The sequence below is a fragment of the Ramlibacter sp. genome (genome assembly GCF_036676645.1).
Taxonomy (GTDB): Bacteria; Pseudomonadota; Gammaproteobacteria; order Burkholderiales; family Burkholderiaceae_C; genus Ramlibacter.
Window position 1 is genome coordinate 12355 of the sequence record NZ_JAKFCM010000041.1, and the last position, 17339, is coordinate 29693.

Genomic DNA, 17339 nt, shown 5'->3' on the forward strand with positions numbered 1-17339 from the left:
GTGTCAACCCTGAGGAGCTCACCATGAAACGCATCTTCCTCGCGTCGCTCGCCGCACTGGCGCTGGCCGCTTCCGTGACGCTGCCGTCGGTCGCCGACGACCGGATGAAGTGGAAGGCCATCGGCCAGCCGCTGGCCACCGGCCTGATCCAGAAGAACAAGGAGCAGCCGTTCTTCGAGAACTTCGCCGCCAGGACCGGCCTGCCGATCGACATCGACTACAAGCCGATCGACACCCTCGGCCTGAAGGACACCGAGCAGCTGCGCGTGATGAAGGCCGGCCTGTTCGAGATCGTTTCGCTGCGCGTGTCGCAGAACTCGCGCGACGAGCCCACCCTGCTGGGCCTGGACCTGGTCGGTGCCGCACCCGACTACGCCACCGGGCGCAAGGTGGCCAACGCCTACTTCGACACCATCGACAAGCGCCTGCAGAAGCAGTTCAACGTCAAGCTGCTGGGCGTGTGGCCGTTCGGCCCGCAGGTGCTGTTCTGCAAGAAGCCGATCGCCAAGCTGGCCGACATCAAGGGCATGAAGGTCCGCGTGTACGACCAGAACCTGGCCAAGTTCATCGAGATGGTGGGCGGCACCCCGGTGCCGGTGTCCTTCGCCGACACCCACCAGTCGCTGTCGCTGGGCGTGGTGGACTGCGCCATCACCGGCCCCAGCTCGGCCAACTCCGCCGGCTGGCCGGAGGTGACCACGCACCAGATGCCGCTGGGCTTCCAGATGGCGCTGAACGGCTACGCGATGTCGCTCAAGGCCTGGAGCCAGCTCAAGCCCGACCAGCAGGCCAAGCTGAAGGCCGCGTTCGACGGGCTGACCGGCGAGATCTGGACGTACTCGGAGGAGCTGTTCCAGGATGCGCTGAACTGCAACACCGGCAAGGAATGCAAGACCGGCAAGCCATTCAAGCTGACCAACGTGCCCGTTTCCCCGGCCGACCTGGAGCTGGTGCGCAGCGCCGTCACCAAGGTGTCGCTGCCGGTGTGGGCTGAAGTCTGCGACAAGTCCAATCCCGACTGCTCCAAGCAGTGGAAGGCCACGGTCGCACCGGTGCTGGGGCTGAAATGAAGCAAGGCGCGTCCATGCTCAAGGGCGGTGCGCCGCCGGGCGCGCCCGACTCCCACGGGGGCGCGCCCGGCGCCGCTCCCGCCAACCGGGGAGCCGCCGTGAAGGAACACATCGAAAGCGTGCTGGCCTGGGTGTTCGGCACCATCTTCCTGGTCCTGTCCGTGGTGGTGGCGGTCGAGACGCTCTCGCGCAAGCTGTTCAACTACTCGCTGCAGGGCGCCGACGAGCTCGGCGGCTATGCGCTGGCAGTGGGCTCGACCATCGCCTTCAGCCTGGCCCTGATGGGGCGCAACCACATCCGGGTGGACGTCTTCCACGAGCGGCTGTCGATCCGCGCGCAGGCCTTCCTGAACTGGTTCTCGGTCTTCAGCATCGCCGCCTTCGGCGTCTTCATGGCCTGGGTGGCGACCAAGGTGATCGCCGACACCCTGCAGTACGGCAGCACGGCGCAGACGCCCTGGGCCACGCCGCTGATCTGGCCGCAGGCGGTCTGGTATGCCGGGCTGGTGATCTTTGCCCTGGTGGCGAGCGGCTACGCGCTGCGGGCCACCCTGCTGGCCCTGGGGCGCCGCATCGACACGCTCAACAACGACTTCCAGCCCAAGAGCGCCAAGGAAGAACTGAAGGAAGAACTGGAGGACCTCGCCAACCGGCAGGCCGCCGAAGGAGCCCAGCCATGACCCTCCCGTTCTTCGGCATCGCCTTCGCCCTGATGCTGGGCATGATGCTGATCGGCATGCCGATCGCCGTCGCCATGGCGCTGGTCGGCATCGTGGGTGGCATCGCCGCCTACGGCATCCCCTACATGGACTCGATCGCCCCGGTGGTCTGGGGCGTGCACAACGAGAACCTGCTGACCTGCATTCCGCTGTTCGTGCTGCTCGGCGAACTGCTGCTGCGCTCGGGCATCGCCGACCGCATGTACATCGCCCTGTCGGCCTGGCTGGGGCGCCTGCCCGGCGGGCTGCTGCACACCAACATCGGCAGCTGCGCGCTGTTCGCGGCGACCTCCGGCTCCTCCGTGGCCACCGCGGCCACCGTGGGGACCGTGGCACTGCCGTCGCTGCAGAAGCGCGGCTACTCGATGCGCGGCGCCCTCGGCAGCCTGGCCGCGGGCGGCACGCTGGGCATCCTGATCCCGCCCAGCGTCAACATGATCGTCTATGGCTCGCTGACCAACACCTCGATCGGCCAGCTGTTCATCGCCGGCATCATTCCCGGGATCCTGCTGACCTCGATCTTCATGCTCTACATCGCCGTGTCCAGCGCCCTCAGCGGCGAGGTGATGCGCGAGGCGAAGATCCCGCTGGCCGACAAGGTGCGCACGCTGGTGCACCTGGTGCCGCCGCTGGTGGTGTTCGGCATCGTGATGGGCAGCCTGTACTTCGGCATCGCCACCACCACCGAGAGCGCCGCGCTCGGCGTGATCGCGGCGATGTTCTTCGTCTGGCGCTCCGGCCGGCTCAGCCGCGAGCTGCTGCGCAACTGCTTCATCTCCACCGCGCGCGTCAGCGGGATGATCCTGCTGATCATGACGGCCGCGTTCATCCTGAACCTGGCCATCAGCCTCACCGGCGTGGCCGAGGCCATGACCAAGTGGGTGACCGGCCTGGGCCTGTCGGGCACCGGCCTGATCCTGGTGCTGATCGTGTTCTACCTGGTCCTGGGCATGTTCATGGACGTGCTGTCGATGCAGGTCGCCACCATCCCCATCACCTACCCCATCGCCGTGGCGCTGGGCGTGGACCCGATCTGGTTCGGCATCTTCATCGTGCTGATGTGCGAGATGGGGCTGATCACGCCGCCGGTGGGCATGAACCTGTTCGTGGTGCACGGCATCCGGCCCGACAAGGGCGGGATCGAGGACGCCATCTGGGGCGCGCTGCCGTATGCGCTGATCATGATCGGCTTCACGCTGCTGCTGTTGGCCGTGCCGCAACTGGCGACCTGGCTGCCCAGCCACATGTGAGAGTCTTCAACAAGCGATGACATCGACCGAAACGTGGCGGCTGTCCGCCACCGAACTGCAACGCCGCTACCACGCCGGCGACCTCACGCCGACCACGGTGGCGCGGGCCTGCCTGGCGCGGCTGGAAGCGGTGAACCCGACGATCAACGCGGTGATCGCGCGGCGCGACGCCGCCTTCCTGGCCGAAGCCGAAGCGGCGACGCGGCGCTACCGGGAAGGCCGGCCGCTGTCGGCCATCGACGGCATTCCGCTGACGGTCAAGGACAGCCTCTACACCGCCGACCTGCCCACCAGCTGGGGCTGCCCGGCGCTGCGCGACCACCGCACCGGGCAGGACGAGCTGTCGGTGGGGCGGGCCCGCGCCGCCGGTGCGCTGATCATCGGCAAGACCAACGTGCCGGAGTTCGCGCTGGAGGGCTACACCGCCAACCCGATCCACGGCGCCACCGGCAATCCGTGGAACCCGGCGCTCACGCCGGGCGGCTCCACCGGGGGCGGCGTGGCTGCCTGCGCCGCCGGCATCGCGCCGCTGGCGATCGGCCAGGACGGCGGCGGCTCGATCCGCCGCCCGGCCTCGCACACCGGCCTGGTCGGCCTCAAGCCCTCGTTGTCGGCGGTGCCGCGCGAGCACGTGCTGCCCAGCCTGCTGCTGGACTTCGAGGTGATCGGCCCGCTGGCGCGCACGGTGGCCGACGTGCGGCTGCTGTTCGAGGTGATGCGCGGCCCGGCCGACGTGGACCGCTCCTCGCTCGCGGCCGCGCAGGCGGCGGCTGGCACGAAGGCGGGCGCTGCCCTGCGCATCCTGTACGTGGAGCGGTTCGGCAGCGCGCCGCTGGACCCGCAGATCGCGGCCAGTGTCGGTGCTGCCGTGGAGCAGCTTGCCGCGCTGGGCCATTCGGTGGAGACGGGCCCGCTGCCGCTGGACCTCGACTTCTATGCCGAGGCCTGGCCGCAGATCGGCCAGATCGGGCTGGCGCAGCTGTTCGAGCAGCACCCCGAATGGGCCGCGCAGGCGTCGCCCAAGTACCTGGAGATGGCCGCGAAGGGCCGGGCCCTGCCGGGTGCGCGCCTGTGGCGCATCCTGGAGCAGGTCAAGGCCCTGCGCCGGCAGGTGGCGGCGGTGTACCGGCAGGTCGACGTGATCGTGCTGCCGTCCGCCGCCGCGCTGCCCTGGCCGGCGCACGAGGCCTATCCGACGCACATCGACGGCCAGGAGGTCGGGCCGCGCGGCCACGCCGTCTACACCGGCTGGGTCAACGCGGCCGGCCTGCCGGGCCTGGCGGTGCCCTGCGCGCCCTCGCGCGAGGGCCTGCCGATCGGCCTGCAGATGGTCGGCGCCTACGGCAGCGACGACCGGCTGCTCGAACTGGGCGCGCAGTTCGAGGCGGCCGCCCCCTGGGCGCATCGCTGGCCGTCGCTCTGAGCGAAGGCGCATCATTGGCGATGCAACGAATCCCGCTGCTGCCCCTCGAATCCGGATGTCCATGAATGCCTCTTCCATCCAGGCGGTCGCGCAGGCGCTGCTGCACGCGCGCCGCAGCCGCAGCCCCGCTGGTGCCGCTTCCCTGGCCGGCCACCTGCGCGAAGCGCGCGATGCCTACGCCGTCCAGCAACTCGTGCGCGAGGCGCTCGCGCCGGGCGAAGCGCCGGTCTTCTGGAAGTCCGGCGGGCCCTCGCGCAGTGCCGTGCTCACCCAGGCCCCGCTGTTTGCCGCCACCACCTGGCCGAGTCCCGCGAATGCCCAGGGCCAACACTTCAACTTCACGCTGATCGAGGCCGAGATCGCCCTGCGGCTGGGGTCGGACGTCACGGCCGCCCAGGCCGCCGAGCTCACGCACCAGGACGCCGCTGCACGGGTGGACGCCATGGCCGTGGCGATCGAGATCGTCGACTCGCGCTGGACCGAAGGGGTGGACGCCCCACCGCTGCTGAAGCTGGCCGACCTGCAGTCGCACGGCGCGCTGGTGGTCGGGGAGTGGCAGCGCTTCGAACCCCGGGACTGGGCGACGCAACGGTGCGAGGTGCAGATCGCCTCGACCGGCGCCGCCGAGTATCGCGGCACGCACCCGCTGGGGGACCCCACCTGGCTGCTGCCCAGCTGGCTGAAGCACCTCACCCGCGACGGCGCCACCGTGAAGGCCGGCACGGCGGTGACCACCGGCACCTGGTGCGGCATGCTGCCGGCCCGGCGCGGGGACCGGGTGTCGGTTACCTTCGACGGCATCGGCGAGACCCGCGTCCAGCTCTAGCAGACCGGGCACCGCCGGCACTTCCCCGATCAAGGACGTCATCCGATGGCAGATTCATCTTCACCGCAGCGGGCGCTGTCCGGCGCCGAACAGGCCCTGCGCGAGGCGGCGCGCGAGTACCACCGCAGCCCGACGCGCGGCAAGATCGCGGTCGGCCCGACCAAGCCGCTGTCCAACCAGCGCGACCTGTCGCTGGCCTATTCGCCCGGCGTGGCCTATCCCTGCCTGGACATCCAGGCCGATCCCTCGCTGGCGGCCGAGTTCACCTCGCGCGGCAACCTGGTCGGCGTGGTCACCAACGGCACCGCGGTGCTGGGGCTGGGCGACATCGGTCCGCTGGCGGGCAAGCCCGTGATGGAAGGCAAGGGCTGCCTGTTCAAGAAGTTCGCCGGCATCGACGTGTTCGACATCGAGCTGGCCGAGCGCGATCCGGACAAGCTGGTCGAGATCATCGCGGCGCTGGAGCCCACGCTGGGCGGCATCAACCTCGAGGACATCAAGGCGCCGGAGTGCTTCTACATCGAGCGCAAGCTGCGCGAGCGGCTGAACATCCCGGTCTTCCACGACGACCAGCACGGCACGGCCATCATCTCGGGCGCCGCGCTGCTCAACGGCCTCGAGCTGGTGGGCAAGCGGATCGAACAGGTGAAGGTGGTGGTCTCGGGGGCCGGTGCGGCGGCCATCGCGTGCATCGACCTGATGGTGGGGCTCGGGGTGTCGCAGCGGCAGATCTTCGTGTGCGACTCCAAGGGCGTGCTGTACGAGGGGCGGCCGGGCGGCTTCGACCCGTCCAAGGCGCGCTACGTGCAGAACACGGACGCCCGCGCCCTGGCGGACGTGGTGCAGGGAGCCGACGTGTTCCTCGGCTGCTCGGCGCCCGGCGTGCTCACCGCCGACATGGTCCGCGCCATGGCGGCGCGCCCGATCATCCTGGCGCTGGCCAACCCGGAGCCGGAGATCCGGCCCGAGGTGGCGAAGGCGGCGCGGCCGGACTGCATCGTCGCCACCGGCCGGTCGGACTACCCGAACCAGGTCAACAACGTCCTGTGCTTCCCCTACATCTTCCGCGGCGCCCTCGACTGCGGTGCCACCAAGATCACGGAAGCGATGAAGCTGGCCTGCGTGCGCGAGATCGCCGCGCTGGCCAAGGCCGACATCAGCGAGGAGGTGGCCAATGCCTACGCCGGCAAGGAGCTGGCGTTCGGTCCGGACTACATCATCCCGACACCGTTCGACTCGCGGCTGATCCTGCGCATCGCGCCGGCGGTGGCGCGGGCTGCCGCCGAATCCGGCGTGGCGAGCCGGCCGATCGAGGACCTGGAGGCCTATACCCAGAGCCTCACGCGGTTCGTCTACCAGACCGGGATGATCATGCGGCCCGTGTTCGCGGCGGCCAAGGCCGGTACCGGGCGGCGCTTGATCTACGCGGAAGGCGAGGACGAACGGGTGCTGCGGGCGGCCCAGCTGGCGCTGGACGAGCGGCTGGCCCAGCCCATCCTGATCGGCCGCCCGGCGGTGATCGAGGCGCGCATCGCGCGGGCCGGCCTGCGCCTGAAGCTGGGCCAGGACGTGGAGTGCGTCAACCCGGAGAGCGACGCGCGCTTCCGCCAGTACTGGGAGGCCTACCACCGGCTGATGGGGCGCAACGGCGTCACGCCCGAGGCGGCCAAGGCGGCGGTGCGCCGCTCCAACACCCTGATCGGCGCGCTCTCGGTGCACCTGGGCGACGCCGATGCCATGCTGTGCGGCATGGTCGGGCGCTTCGACGCGCACCTGGCGCACGTGCGCGACGTCATCGGCACCGCGCCGCAGGCGCCCGGCCTGGCCACGCTGAATGCGCTGATGCTGCCGCACCGCACCCTGTTCATCGCCGACACCTACGTCAACGAGAACCCCAGTGCCGAGCTGCTGGCCAGCATCGCGCTGATGGCGGCCCAGGAGGTGCGGCGGTTCGGGCTGCCGCCCAAGGTGGCCTTCCTCTCGCACAGCAACTACGGCTCCTCCACGCGCGGTGCGGCGCTGAAGATGCGGCGCGCCCGCGAGCTGTTCGCGCAGCTGGCGCCCGACATCGAGTGCGACGGCGAGCTGCAGGGCGACGCCGCGCTGTCGGAGCCGATCCGCCGCGAAAGCCTGATGGAGCGCGGCTCGCTGGAAGGCGAGGCCAACCTGCTGATCTGCCCGGACCTGGATTCGGCCAACATCCTGTTCACGGTGCTGAAGATGACGGGCGGGCACGGGATCACGGTCGGGCCCATCCTGCTGGGCGCGCGCGCCTCGGTGCACGTGCTCAATCCGTCCGCCACCGTGCGGCGCATCGTGAACATGACGGCGCTGGCCGCGATCCGCGCCTGAAGCGCTCAGGCCGGCTGCAGTTCGCGCAGCACGGCCAGCATCTCCCGCGGCAGTTCGCGCGCCAGGTAGCCGACCGGCCCGAGCCGCCGAGCCAGCCGGTCGCCGGCGCGGGCGTGCAGCGCCACGCCCCAGGCACAGGCCTGCTCCAGCGGGGCGCCGCGTGCGCACAGGCCGGCGATGGCGCCGGCCAGCACGTCGCCGGAGCCGGAAGTGGCCAGGCCGGCGTTGCCGCCCTCGTGCAGCCACGAGCGGCCGTCCGGCGCCGCGATGGCCGTGGCCGGACCCTTCACCGCCACCACGGCGTTCCAGCGTTGCGCGGCCCGTACGGCGGCAGCCAGCGGGTCGGCCAGCACCTCGTCCTTGCCGGCTCCGGTCAGGTGCGCCATCTCGCCGGCGTGCGGGGTGACCAGCACCGGCCGTGCGAACCGCCCGGCGCCGGCGACGCAATCCATGGCCAGGGCATCGAGCACGACCGGTTGCTCCTGCAGCCGCGGCAGCAGGCGCCACAGGAAATCGCAGGTGGCCTCGCGGTCCAGCAGGCCGGGCCCGACCAGCACGCCGTGCGCGGCAACAGCGGCGTGCTCCAGCATTCCGGTGCCGGCCGGGTCCAGGCCGCCCGATGCGGTCTCGGGCAGCCCGATCACGCGCGCCTCCGGCATGGTGAAGGCCATCCGGGTGGCGATCGAGCGCGGCGTCGCGATGGCGACCTTGCCGGCACCGACCCGCAAGGCCGCCGTGGCAGCCAGCACCGCGCCGCCCGGCATCTCGCGGCTGCCGGCGATCACCAGGATGCGGCCGCGCGCTTCCTTGTCGGCGTCGTCGGCCAGGGCCGGCAGCGGCCAGTCGCGCAGGCGGCCGGTATCGTGCTCCCACGAGGTCACGCCGCAGTTGGGCACGTCGCCCTTGCGGTCCAGCGCCAGGATCTCGTGCTCCTCCAGGCAGTCGACCAGGTAGCGCACGCAGTTGACGATGACCTGGTGCGCCACCACCAGCACGCGCTGGCCCGCGTGTTCGCGCGTGAGCATCTCCAGCACGCTGCGCAGGCGCAGGATCACGTCGCACCAGCTCTCGCCGCCGGGCGGGCGGAAATAGAACTTGCCGACGTGGCCGCGCTGCGCCGCCAGCTCCGGATAGCGCTCGCGGATGCCCAGCACGGTCAGCCGGTCGAGGATGCCGAACTCCTTCTCGCGCAGCCGCTCGTCCACGCGCAGCCGCACCGGCCCCGGCTCGAGCCCGCCGGCCTGCATCAGCAGCCGCGTGGTCTCGCGGGCCCGCACGTAGGGCGAGGTGAGGATGACCTCGGGCCGCCGCGACGGCGGCATCTCGCCGAACCAGTGCCCGAGCGCCGCCGCCTGCTCGCGCCCCAGTGCCGAGAGCGGCACGTCGATGTCGCGCTCGGCGATGTCGATCATCGCGAGGCCGGCTGCCTCGGCGGCATCGCGCGCCACGTTGCCGGCGCTCTGGCCGTGGCGGACGATCCACAGGGTGCGCGGCCAGGCTTTCGGCATCTCGCGGCGGCCTCCGTCTCAGGGGCGAAAGCCCAGCTTGCGCATCGCCTCGTCCAGCCTGGCGCTGCTGTCGCGGTAACCGTCCCAAGGGGCATTGCCTTCGTCCAGGCGCTGGTGCACGGTCGCCACCGACCAGTGCGCGCCACCCTCGAGCCGGTCCAGCTCTTCCCAGCGCACCGGCACCGAGATGCCCAGCCCCGGGCGCGCCCGCGCCGACCAGGCCGCCACCGTGGTGGCGCCGAAGCCGTTGCGCAGGTAGTCGATGAAGATGCGTCCGACCCGGTTCTTCGGCCCGCTCTTGGCGACGAATCGCCGCGGCAGCGTCCTGGCGAGGTGGACGACGATGGCCTGCGAGAAGTCCTTGACCGTGTCCCAGCCGTGCTTCGGAGCCAGCGGCACCACCACGTGCAGGCCCTTGCCGCCGCTGGTCTTCAGCCAGGCCGGCAGCGACAGCTCCTGCAGGAAGGCGCGCACCAGCGAGGCGCCCTCCTGCACCTGCGGCCACCCGACGCCTTCGCCGGGGTCCAGGTCCAGCGTCATGCGGTCCGGCTTGTCCGCCTGGTCGGCCACGGCGTTCCAGGTGTGGAATTCGATCACGTTCATCTGCGCTGCCGACAGCAGGCCCTCGGCGCTGGCGATCTCCAGCATCGGCGGGTGGCCCGGGAAGATCGCGCGGTCGAGCGGCTCGACGCCGGCCATGCGGTAGCGTTCCAGGTGCTTCTGGAAGAACAGCTGGCCGTCGACGCCGTCCGGCGCGCGCACCAGCGCGATCGGGCGCCGGCGCAAATGCTCCATCATCAGCGGCGCCACCAGCGCGTAGTAGCGCACCAGGTCCATCTTGGTGAGCCCGCTCGCGGCATCGATCACGCGCTCGGGGTTGCTCACGCGCAGCATGGGCGGCAGCGTCGCGCCGGGTTCCGCCGCCGGTGCGCGGGCCGGCCCGGATGGCGTTTTCGGGGCGCGGCGGGCCTTGCCGCGCGCGGCGGCCGGTGCCTCGGCGGCCCGGACCGGCGCCTCGATCGAGATCTCCCGGGCCGCCTTGTCGCTGCGCAGGCCGTGGAACACCGAGTGCCGCACCTTGCCCTCGCGCGTCCATTCGCCGAAGGACACTTCGCACACCAGCTTCGGTTCGACCCAGTGCGCGCCGCGCGGCCAGCCGCTGCCCGCCGCGAAGGGATTGCGCTTCGATGCGATCGCATCGAGCCGGCGGCGCAGGTCGCGCAGCACGCGCTCGTTGAAGCCGGTGCCCACGTTGCCGGCGTAGCGCAGCTGGCCGTCGTCGCCATGCACCCCCAGCAGCAGCGAGCCGATGCCGGTGCGCGAGCCCTTGGGATCGGTCCAGCCGGCGATCACGAACTCCTGCCGGTGCGCGCACTTGAGCTTGATCCAGTCGCCCGAGCGGCGGCACACGTAGGCCGAGTCGCGCCGCTTGCCGATCACGCCCTCCAGCCCCAGCCGGCAGGCCGCGTCCAGCATGGCGCCGGGCGGCGCCTCGAACTCGGCGCTGAAGCGCACGTTGGGATGCGGCTTGCGTTCGACGATGCGCTGCAGCACTTCGCGCCGCTGCAGCAGCGGCACGTCGCGCAGGTCGTGGCCGGCGCAGTAGGGCAGGTCGAACAGGTAGTAGACGATCTGCCCGGTGCGGTTCGTGTCGAACGCCCCCTGCAGGGCCTGGAAGTCGGCCGGCGTGTCCTGCCCCGGCAGGATGATTTCGCCGTCGTACCAGCCATCGGGCAGGTCCATGGCCTGCAGCGCCGCCGCCAGGGCCGGCAGGCGCGACGTCCAGTCGTTGCCGTTGCGGGTGAGCAGGCGCACGCGGCCCGACTCGGCGCGCGCCAGCATGCGGTAGCCGTCGAACTTGACTTCGAAGAGCCAGTCGGCGGTATCGGCCGGTGGCGCATCGACCAGCACGGCCAGTTGCGGCTGCAGTGCCGCCGGCAGCGCCGCCGGCACCGCGCCGCCGGGCGGGCCGGACGAGGGTGCCGCGGTGGCCGGGCGGCTGGCCCCCGCTGCGACGGCGGGCGGGCGGTCCTCCAGGTGCCGGACGCTGTCCGGCATCTCGTCGACCACGCTGAATGCGGCGGCCGGCCGGACGAACGCGTCGCGCTCCTTGATCAGCAGCCAGGGATCGGCGCGGCCGTCGCCGCGGCCCTTCATGCGCACCAGCGTCCAGTTGCCGTGCAGCTTGTGGCCGCGCAACTCGAACTTGAGCTTGCCTGCGCGCCAGCCTTCGTGCGGGTCTTCCAGCGGATGCCAGGTGCCCTTGTCCCAGATGATGACCTTGCCGGCCCCGTAGTTGCCCTCGGGGATGGTGCCCTCGAAACGGTTGTAGGCGATCGGATGGTCTTCGGTGGGCATCGCCATGCGCTTGTCGGCAGGGTCATAGCTCGGGCCCTTGGGAACCGCCCAGCTCTTCATGGTGCCTTCCAGTTCCAGCCGGAAGTCGTAGTGCAGGCGGGTGGCCCAGTGCTTCTGCACCACGAAGGCGCGCTGGTCCTCGTCGGCGACCCCACCCTCGGCCGGCTCGGGCGTGACCTCGAACCGGCGCTTGGCCCGGTAGGCCTTCAGCGCATCGGAAGGGGCGGAGGGAACGCGCTCCATTCGTCGATCGGGTGGCTCACCGGCCGGCCGGGGCGCGGCCCGGCGCAACCGGCCCGCGCCTACTGCGCCGCGGCGCGGAGCTGGTCGCGCAGCATCCTCACCTGGTCGTGGTTGCGCTGCACCTGCTGGAACTGGCGCTCCACGACCTGCTGGACCTGCGGCGGCAGGGGCTGCCTGAGCGCCTTGCGGTAGCGGGCCATGGCGTTGTCCTCGCCCCGCTCGGCTTCCTCCAGCACGGCCTTGTCGTCGTAGCTGGACAGCGTGGAGCGGACCGCCACCCAGCCGCGGTGCAGGGCGCCGGCCGCGCTGCCGCTGTCCTTGGGGGTGCCGCCGAGGTCGCGGATCTGCTGGTTCAATTGGTCGGCGCCGCGCCGGCAGTCGTCCGCCCGCTGCAGGAACACCGACTTGAGGTCCTGCCGCTGCACCTGGTCGGCGCAGGCCTGGAAGCCGTATTCGCCGTCCTTGCAGCACTCCACCAGGTCCTGCAGCGCGTCGATCACGTCGCCGTGGTCGCCGCCGGCATGGCCCGAGCCCTGGACCGAGCCGACCCTGCCGGCGGCACCGGTGCCCGGCTCCTGGACGGGCTGGGCGCCGGCCATGTCGGTGCCGCCGGTCATGGCGCGGCGGCCTTCGCCCCCGGCCAGGTCGCCCGCGCGCACCACGGCCGTGTCGCCGGCCATGCCGCCGGAGCCGTACGCGCCGCCCACGCCCGTGCCGGCGCCGCCGCGCTGCAGGTCCACGCGGTCCCAGGCGGCGCGGCTGGCCGGCCGCGCCTGCTCCCAGTTCAGGCCGGAGCCGGCCCGGGCGTTGTCCCACTCGGAGGCCAGGCGCGGCTCGGCCGTGTCCCAGTCGGTCTCGTGCTGCATGCGGCCGTGCACGCCATGCATGTAGGCCGGCCCGTAGTCGTCGAAGCTGCGTCCCTGCTGGTAATACGGCTCGCGCGTGTAGTTGTCGCGCCAGTGCGCTTCCTCGGCGGTGGGGTTGACCACTTCGGCGGCAGCCTTGCCGGCCAGCCCGCCCACCACCGCGCCGATCACGCCTCCGACCATCGAGCCGACCGGGCCGCCGATCGCACCCGCCGCGGCGCCGGCCACGGCGCCACCGGTGGCGCCCACGCCGGTGCCGACCGGGTGCGAGCCGGGCTCGTCGGTGATGGGATCGCGGTTCAGGTCCTTGTCTTCAGCCATGCGAATGCTCCTTGGTATCCAGTGCAACGAACGAGGGCGGCGCAGGCCGCACCGCTGCGAAATCCATCTTGCGGCGCCCCGGGAACTGGGCCGTCAGCCAAGCCAAGGACTGGGTGTAGGAAAACGGCGTGGCCCAGCGAGACGGCTTTCGCCTGGCCCCGCCGTTTTCAAGGGGGCTCGCACAGGCATTCACCCACGCGTCCTACACGCCGGATGCGCGGCCGTGGGCAGGCTTGCGGCCAAGGGTCTGCACATGCATGTGATGAGGATGGTGCTGCGCGTCGCGACCGGCGCGTGCCTGGGACTGGCCGCCGCACTGGCGCCGGCCGGCAGCCGGGCGGACGGGGGCGAGCTGCGTGCCCACTACGACCGGCTGGGCGAAGAACTGCGGAGCAACGGGTTCGGCCGTCCCTTGCACCTCGTCTCCGCCGAGCGGCAGGACCGGCTGGCCGGCGTGGTCCACGCGGTGCTGGACCACCCCTTCGCCGCGGTGAGCGCCGCGCTGCGCAAGCCGGCAGGCTGGTGCGACGTCCTGATCCTGCCGTTCAACACCAAGTACTGCCATGCCGTGGAAGACGCTGCCGGCAGCACGCTGCTGGTGCGCATAGGGCGGCGCTTCGACCAGCCGGTGGAGCAGGCCTATCGCCTGCGCTTCGACTTCCGCGAAGTGGCGGCGCGGGACGACTTCTTCGAGAGCCGGCTGCAGGCGCACGAAGGGCCGGTAGGGACGCGCGACTACCGCATCACGGTGTCGGCGGTGCCGATCGAGGACGGGCGCACCTTCCTTCGCCTGGACTACTCGTATGGCGTGGGATTCGCCGGCCGCATGGCCATGCAGCTGTACCTGGCCACGGCCGGCGCCGGCAAGACCGGCTTCACCGTGGTCGGCCGCGGCCCGGACGGGCAGCCGCAGCTCATCGGCGGCGTGCTGGGGGCGGTGGAGCGCAATGCCATGCGCTACTACCTGGCCATCGATGCCTACCTGGATTCGCTGGCGGCGCCGCCGCAGCAGCAGGTCGAGCGCCGCATCCGGGGCTGGTATGCCGCCACCCAGCGCTATCCGCAGCTGCGCGAAATGGACCTCGCCAGCTACGCCGCGATGAAACGGCAGGAAGTCGAGCGGCAGCAGCAGCTGCTGGAGTGAGGGGCGCAGCCAGACTTGTCATTCCGGCGAAAGCCGGAATCCACCTCCCGCCCCGCGTACCGACGAGCGTGTTCAGTGTTCCGGAGATGGATGGCGGGTCGGGCCCGCCATGACACGCTTGTTCAGCCCTTCAGGCCCGCGGCATCGCGCAGCCTGGCGGCGCGATCGGTCCGCTCCCAGGTGAACTCGGGTTCTTCCCGCCCGAAGTGGCCGTAGGCCGCGGTCTTCTCGTAGATCGGGCGCAGCAGGTCCAGCATCTGGATGATGCCCTTGGGCCGCAGGTCGAAGTGCTCGTGCACCAGCTGGGCGATCTTCTCGTCCGGGATCACGCCGGTGCCTTCGGTGTACACGGTGATGTTCATCGGCTTGGCCACGCCGATCGCGTACGCCACCTGGATCTGGCACTGGCGCGCCAGCCCGGCGGCAACGACGTTCTTGGCCACGTAGCGGGCCGCGTAGGCGGCCGAGCGGTCGACCTTGGACGGATCCTTGCCGGAGAACGCGCCGCCGCCGTGCGGGCAGGCGCCGCCGTAGGTGTCGACGATGATCTTGCGGCCGGTCAGGCCGCAGTCGCCCTGCGGGCCGCCGACCACGAAGCGGCCGGTCGGGTTGATCAGGTAGCGCGTTTCCTTCAGCCACTCCCTGGGCAGCACCGGCTTGATGATCTCCTCGATCACCGCCTCGTTGAACGCCGCCTTCATCTTCGTGCCGTCGCTCATCTCGGGCGAGTGCTGCGAGGACAGCACCACGGTGTCGATGCTGTGCGGCTTCCCGTCGACGTAGCGCAGGGTCACCTGGCTCTTGGCGTCGGGGCGCAGGAACGGCAGGCGGCCGTCCTTGCGCAGCTGGGCCTGGCGCTCCACCAGCCGGTGCGCGTAGTAGATCGGCGCCGGCATCAGCTCCGGCGTCTCGTCGCAGGCGTAGCCGAACATCAGGCCCTGGTCGCCGGCGCCGGTGTTCAGGTGGTCGTCGCTGGCGTGGTCCACGCCCTGGGCGATGTCGTTGGACTGCTTGTCGTAGGCCACCAGCACGGCGCAGCCCTTGTAGTCGATGCCGTACTCGGTGTTGTCGTAGCCGATGCGCTTGATGGTGTCGCGCGCCACCTGGATGTAGTCGACGTGCGCGTTGGTGGTGATTTCGCCGGCCAGCACCACCAGCCCGGTGTTGCACAGGGTCTCGGCGGCCACGCGGCTGCGCGGGTCCTGGCGGAAGATGGCGTCGAGGATGGCGTCGGAAACCTGGTCGGCCACCTTGTCGGGGTGGCCTTCGGAGACGGACTCGGACGTGAAGAGGAAGTCGTTCGCCATTTGAATAAACTCCAGCGGTTGGGTTTGCAAGGCGCGTTGCCTTGGGCCGGGGCTTCGAAGGCGAACGCTTTAGCAGAATTTCTTGGGTCGCCCTGCAAGTAGTTCAGTAACTCGGCGACGGGCGGATTCTAAACGACGTGATATCCCTTTTCCGCGCGCTGGCCGTGCTGCCGTTGTGGCTGTTGCACGGCATCGGCTGGGGGCTGGGCTGGCTGGCGTTCCTCGGCTCGCCCACCTACCGCCGCCGCTTCGCCGCCAATGCCCGCCAGGCGGGATATCGGCCGGCCGACGTGATCGGCGCGGTGGCTGCGTCCGGCCGGCTGGTTGCCGAAGTGCCGCGCCTGTGGTTCGGCCGCAGCCCGCGCGTGCTGTGGTCCGGCGCCGAGCTGATCGACAGCGCGCTGGCGCGTGGCCGCGGCATCGTCTTCCTCACCCCGCACCTGGGCTGCTTCGAGGTCACCGCCCAGGGCTACGCCGGCCGCTACGGCCCGATCACCGTGCTCTACCGCCCGGCCCGCAAGGCCTGGCTGCGCCCGCTGCTGGAGCGCGCGCGCGGGCGGCCCAACCTGGCCACGGCGCCCACCACCCTGGCGGGCGTCAAGCAGATGCTCAAGGCCCTGCAGGCGGGGCAGGCGGTCGGCCTGCTGCCCGACCAGGTGCCGCCCCAGGGCCTGGGCGTGTGGGCGCCGTTCTTCGGCCGGCCGGCCTACACCATGACGCTGTCGGCCCGGCTCGCCCGCCAGACCGGCGCCGCCGTGCTGCTGGCCTGGGGCGAGCGGCTGGCCTGGGGACGGGGCTACCGCATCCACCTGCGCGCCTGGCCCGGCGAGTTGCCGCCGGAACCGGAATCCGCCGCCGGGCAGGTCAATGCGCAGATGGAAGCGCTGATCCGTGAGTGCCCTTCGCAGTACCTGTGGGGCTACGCCCGCTACAAGTCGCCGCGGGAGGCCACCTGATGCTCAGCCGGCTGGGAGTGGGCCTGATGCGGTGGCTGGCGCCCTTGCCGCTGCCCGTGGTGCGCGCCCTCGGCTGGGCGCTGGGCTGGCTGCTGTACGTGGTCGTGCCGAGGCGCCGCCACGTGGTGCGGGTGAACCTGGACCTGTGCTTCCCGCAGTGGACCGCCGGGCAGCGGCGCGCGCTGGTGCCGCGCGTCTTCATCGCTTTCGCGCAGGCCTGGCTGGACCGCAGCTGGCTCTGGCATGGCGACCCCGCGCGGGTGCGCGAGCGGGTCCGGCTGACCGGCGCGCTGGCCGAACTGGAGGGCCGTGAACCCACGGTGGTCTTCTGGCCGCACTTCGTCGGCATGGATGCGGGCTGGACCGCGCTGACGCTGCAGTCCTCGCGGCCCTTCATGACCATCTACACCCACCAGGCCAACCGCGTGGTGGACGCCTGGATCCTGCACGGACGCCGGCGTTTCGGCACCGTGCGGCTGTTCCGGCGCGTGGACGGCGTCAAGCCGGTGATCGGCGCGCTGCGCGAAGGCGTTCCCCTGTGCCTGCTGCCGGACATGAACTTCGGGCCGGAGGAGTCGATCTTCGTGCCCTTCTACGGCGTGCCCGCGGCCACCGTGCCCTCGCTGTCCCGGTTCGCGCGCCTCGGGCGGGCCAAGGTGGTGCCGCTGCTCACGCGCATCACGCCCGACGGCTATGACGTGCAGGTGCTGCCGGCCTGGCGCGACTTCCCGTCCGACGACCTGGAAGCGGACACGGCGCTGATGAACGAGCGGCTGCAGGACTACATCGACGGCATGCCCGAGCAGTACTACTGGGTGCACAAGCGCTTCAAGACGCGGCCGGCCGGCGCGAGGCCGGTCTATTGAGAGGAGAGGGCGCCGGCGGCCGTGGGATGTCATTCCGGCGAAAGCCGGAATCCACCTCCGGTTGCCGAACCGCGCGCAGGAGATGGATTGCGGCTCGAGGCCGCAATGACACGGTCTCTCTTGCGGCTCG

Annotated in this window: 13 protein-coding genes; 9 read left to right on the forward strand and 4 right to left on the reverse strand. The window is 71.2% G+C overall.

Annotated elements, in window-relative coordinates:
• The first annotated feature begins 23 nt into the window (after positions 1-23).
• The 6 genes from V6M57_RS06750 to V6M57_RS06775 all read left to right on the forward strand — a co-directional run bounded on the left by V6M57_RS06750 (position 24) and on the right by V6M57_RS06775 (position 7640).
• Positions 24-1070, forward strand: coding sequence for a TRAP transporter substrate-binding protein (locus V6M57_RS06750; RefSeq protein WP_332814225.1), 1047 nt, complete (start codon positions 24-26; stop codon positions 1068-1070).
• Entirely contained in the window at positions 1067-1750 is a 684-nt protein-coding gene (locus tag V6M57_RS06755; protein ID WP_332814226.1) for a TRAP transporter small permease subunit, read from the forward strand. The genes V6M57_RS06750 and V6M57_RS06755 overlap by 4 nt, the downstream gene beginning before the upstream one ends.
• Positions 1747-3039 (forward strand): TRAP transporter large permease, encoded by a 1293-nt coding sequence (locus tag V6M57_RS06760; protein ID WP_332814227.1) that lies wholly within the window; start codon positions 1747-1749, stop codon positions 3037-3039. Before V6M57_RS06755 ends, V6M57_RS06760 begins: the two co-directional genes overlap by 4 nt.
• Before the next feature lie 16 nt (positions 3040-3055).
• Positions 3056-4462 (forward strand): amidase, encoded by a 1407-nt coding sequence (locus V6M57_RS06765; RefSeq protein ID WP_332814228.1) that lies wholly within the window; start codon positions 3056-3058, stop codon positions 4460-4462.
• 61 nt (positions 4463-4523) lie between these two features.
• Positions 4524-5288 (forward strand): 2-keto-4-pentenoate hydratase, encoded by a 765-nt coding sequence (locus tag V6M57_RS06770; protein WP_332814229.1) that lies wholly within the window; start codon positions 4524-4526, stop codon positions 5286-5288.
• A gap of 45 nt (positions 5289-5333) precedes the next feature.
• Positions 5334-7640, forward strand: coding sequence for an NADP-dependent malic enzyme (locus V6M57_RS06775; RefSeq protein ID WP_332814230.1), 2307 nt, complete (start codon positions 5334-5336; stop codon positions 7638-7640).
• Positions 7641-7645: 5 nt separating this feature from the next.
• Here V6M57_RS06775 and V6M57_RS06780 read toward each other — a convergent pair whose 3' ends face one another.
• The 3 genes from V6M57_RS06780 to V6M57_RS06790 are packed head-to-tail and all read right to left on the reverse strand — an operon-like array spanning position 7646 to position 12936.
• Positions 7646-9148 carry an NAD(P)H-hydrate dehydratase gene (locus V6M57_RS06780; protein ID WP_332814231.1) on the reverse strand — a complete coding sequence of 501 codons (1503 nt, stop codon included), beginning with the start codon at positions 9146-9148 and terminating at the stop codon, positions 7646-7648.
• Between the two features lie 18 nt (positions 9149-9166).
• Positions 9167-11749 carry a DNA ligase D gene (gene ligD, locus V6M57_RS06785; protein WP_332814232.1) on the reverse strand — a complete coding sequence of 861 codons (2583 nt, stop codon included), beginning with the start codon at positions 11747-11749 and terminating at the stop codon, positions 9167-9169.
• Between the two features lie 59 nt (positions 11750-11808).
• Positions 11809-12936 (reverse strand): ferritin-like domain-containing protein, encoded by a 1128-nt coding sequence (locus V6M57_RS06790; RefSeq protein WP_332814233.1) that lies wholly within the window; start codon positions 12934-12936, stop codon positions 11809-11811.
• A 253-nt stretch (positions 12937-13189) separates the two neighbouring features.
• On the opposite strand from V6M57_RS06790, the gene V6M57_RS06795 reads away from it, so the two are divergent.
• Positions 13190-14080: a hypothetical protein gene (locus V6M57_RS06795; RefSeq protein ID WP_332814234.1), complete on the forward strand. Its 891-nt coding sequence runs from the start codon at positions 13190-13192 to the stop codon at positions 14078-14080.
• A 122-nt stretch (positions 14081-14202) separates the two neighbouring features.
• Here the strand turns inward: V6M57_RS06795 and metK are convergent, their stop codons facing one another.
• The gene (gene metK, locus V6M57_RS06800) at positions 14203-15387 is read right to left on the reverse strand and encodes a methionine adenosyltransferase (protein WP_332814235.1); all 1185 of its coding nucleotides are present in this window, start codon (positions 15385-15387) and stop codon (positions 14203-14205) included.
• A 137-nt stretch (positions 15388-15524) separates the two neighbouring features.
• Here metK and V6M57_RS06805 point away from each other — a divergent pair, with 137 nt between their 5' ends.
• Positions 15525-16343 (forward strand): lysophospholipid acyltransferase family protein, encoded by an 819-nt coding sequence (locus V6M57_RS06805; protein WP_332814236.1) that lies wholly within the window; start codon positions 15525-15527, stop codon positions 16341-16343.
• Positions 16343-17209 (forward strand): LpxL/LpxP family acyltransferase, encoded by an 867-nt coding sequence (locus V6M57_RS06810; protein WP_332814237.1) that lies wholly within the window; start codon positions 16343-16345, stop codon positions 17207-17209. The genes V6M57_RS06805 and V6M57_RS06810 overlap by 1 nt, the downstream gene beginning before the upstream one ends.
• Positions 17210-17339: the final 130 nt, after the last annotated feature.

Coding starts and splice junctions, on each gene's coding strand:
- V6M57_RS06750 (WP_332814225.1), top strand. CDS start 24: ATGAAACGCATCTTCCTCGCGTCGCTCGCCGCACTGGCGCTGGCCGCT.
- V6M57_RS06755 (WP_332814226.1), top strand. CDS start 1,067: ATGAAGCAAGGCGCGTCCATGCTCAAGGGCGGTGCGCCGCCGGGCGCG.
- V6M57_RS06760 (WP_332814227.1), top strand. CDS start 1,747: ATGACCCTCCCGTTCTTCGGCATCGCCTTCGCCCTGATGCTGGGCATG.
- V6M57_RS06765 (WP_332814228.1), top strand. CDS start 3,056: ATGACATCGACCGAAACGTGGCGGCTGTCCGCCACCGAACTGCAACGC.
- V6M57_RS06770 (WP_332814229.1), top strand. CDS start 4,524: ATGAATGCCTCTTCCATCCAGGCGGTCGCGCAGGCGCTGCTGCACGCG.
- V6M57_RS06775 (WP_332814230.1), top strand. CDS start 5,334: ATGGCAGATTCATCTTCACCGCAGCGGGCGCTGTCCGGCGCCGAACAG.
- V6M57_RS06780 (WP_332814231.1), bottom strand. CDS start 9,148: ATGCCGAAAGCCTGGCCGCGCACCCTGTGGATCGTCCGCCACGGCCAG.
- ligD (WP_332814232.1), bottom strand. CDS start 11,749: ATGGAGCGCGTTCCCTCCGCCCCTTCCGATGCGCTGAAGGCCTACCGG.
- V6M57_RS06790 (WP_332814233.1), bottom strand. CDS start 12,936: ATGGCTGAAGACAAGGACCTGAACCGCGATCCCATCACCGACGAGCCC.
- V6M57_RS06795 (WP_332814234.1), top strand. CDS start 13,190: ATGCATGTGATGAGGATGGTGCTGCGCGTCGCGACCGGCGCGTGCCTG.
- metK (WP_332814235.1), bottom strand. CDS start 15,387: ATGGCGAACGACTTCCTCTTCACGTCCGAGTCCGTCTCCGAAGGCCAC.
- V6M57_RS06810 (WP_332814237.1), top strand. CDS start 16,343: ATGCTCAGCCGGCTGGGAGTGGGCCTGATGCGGTGGCTGGCGCCCTTG.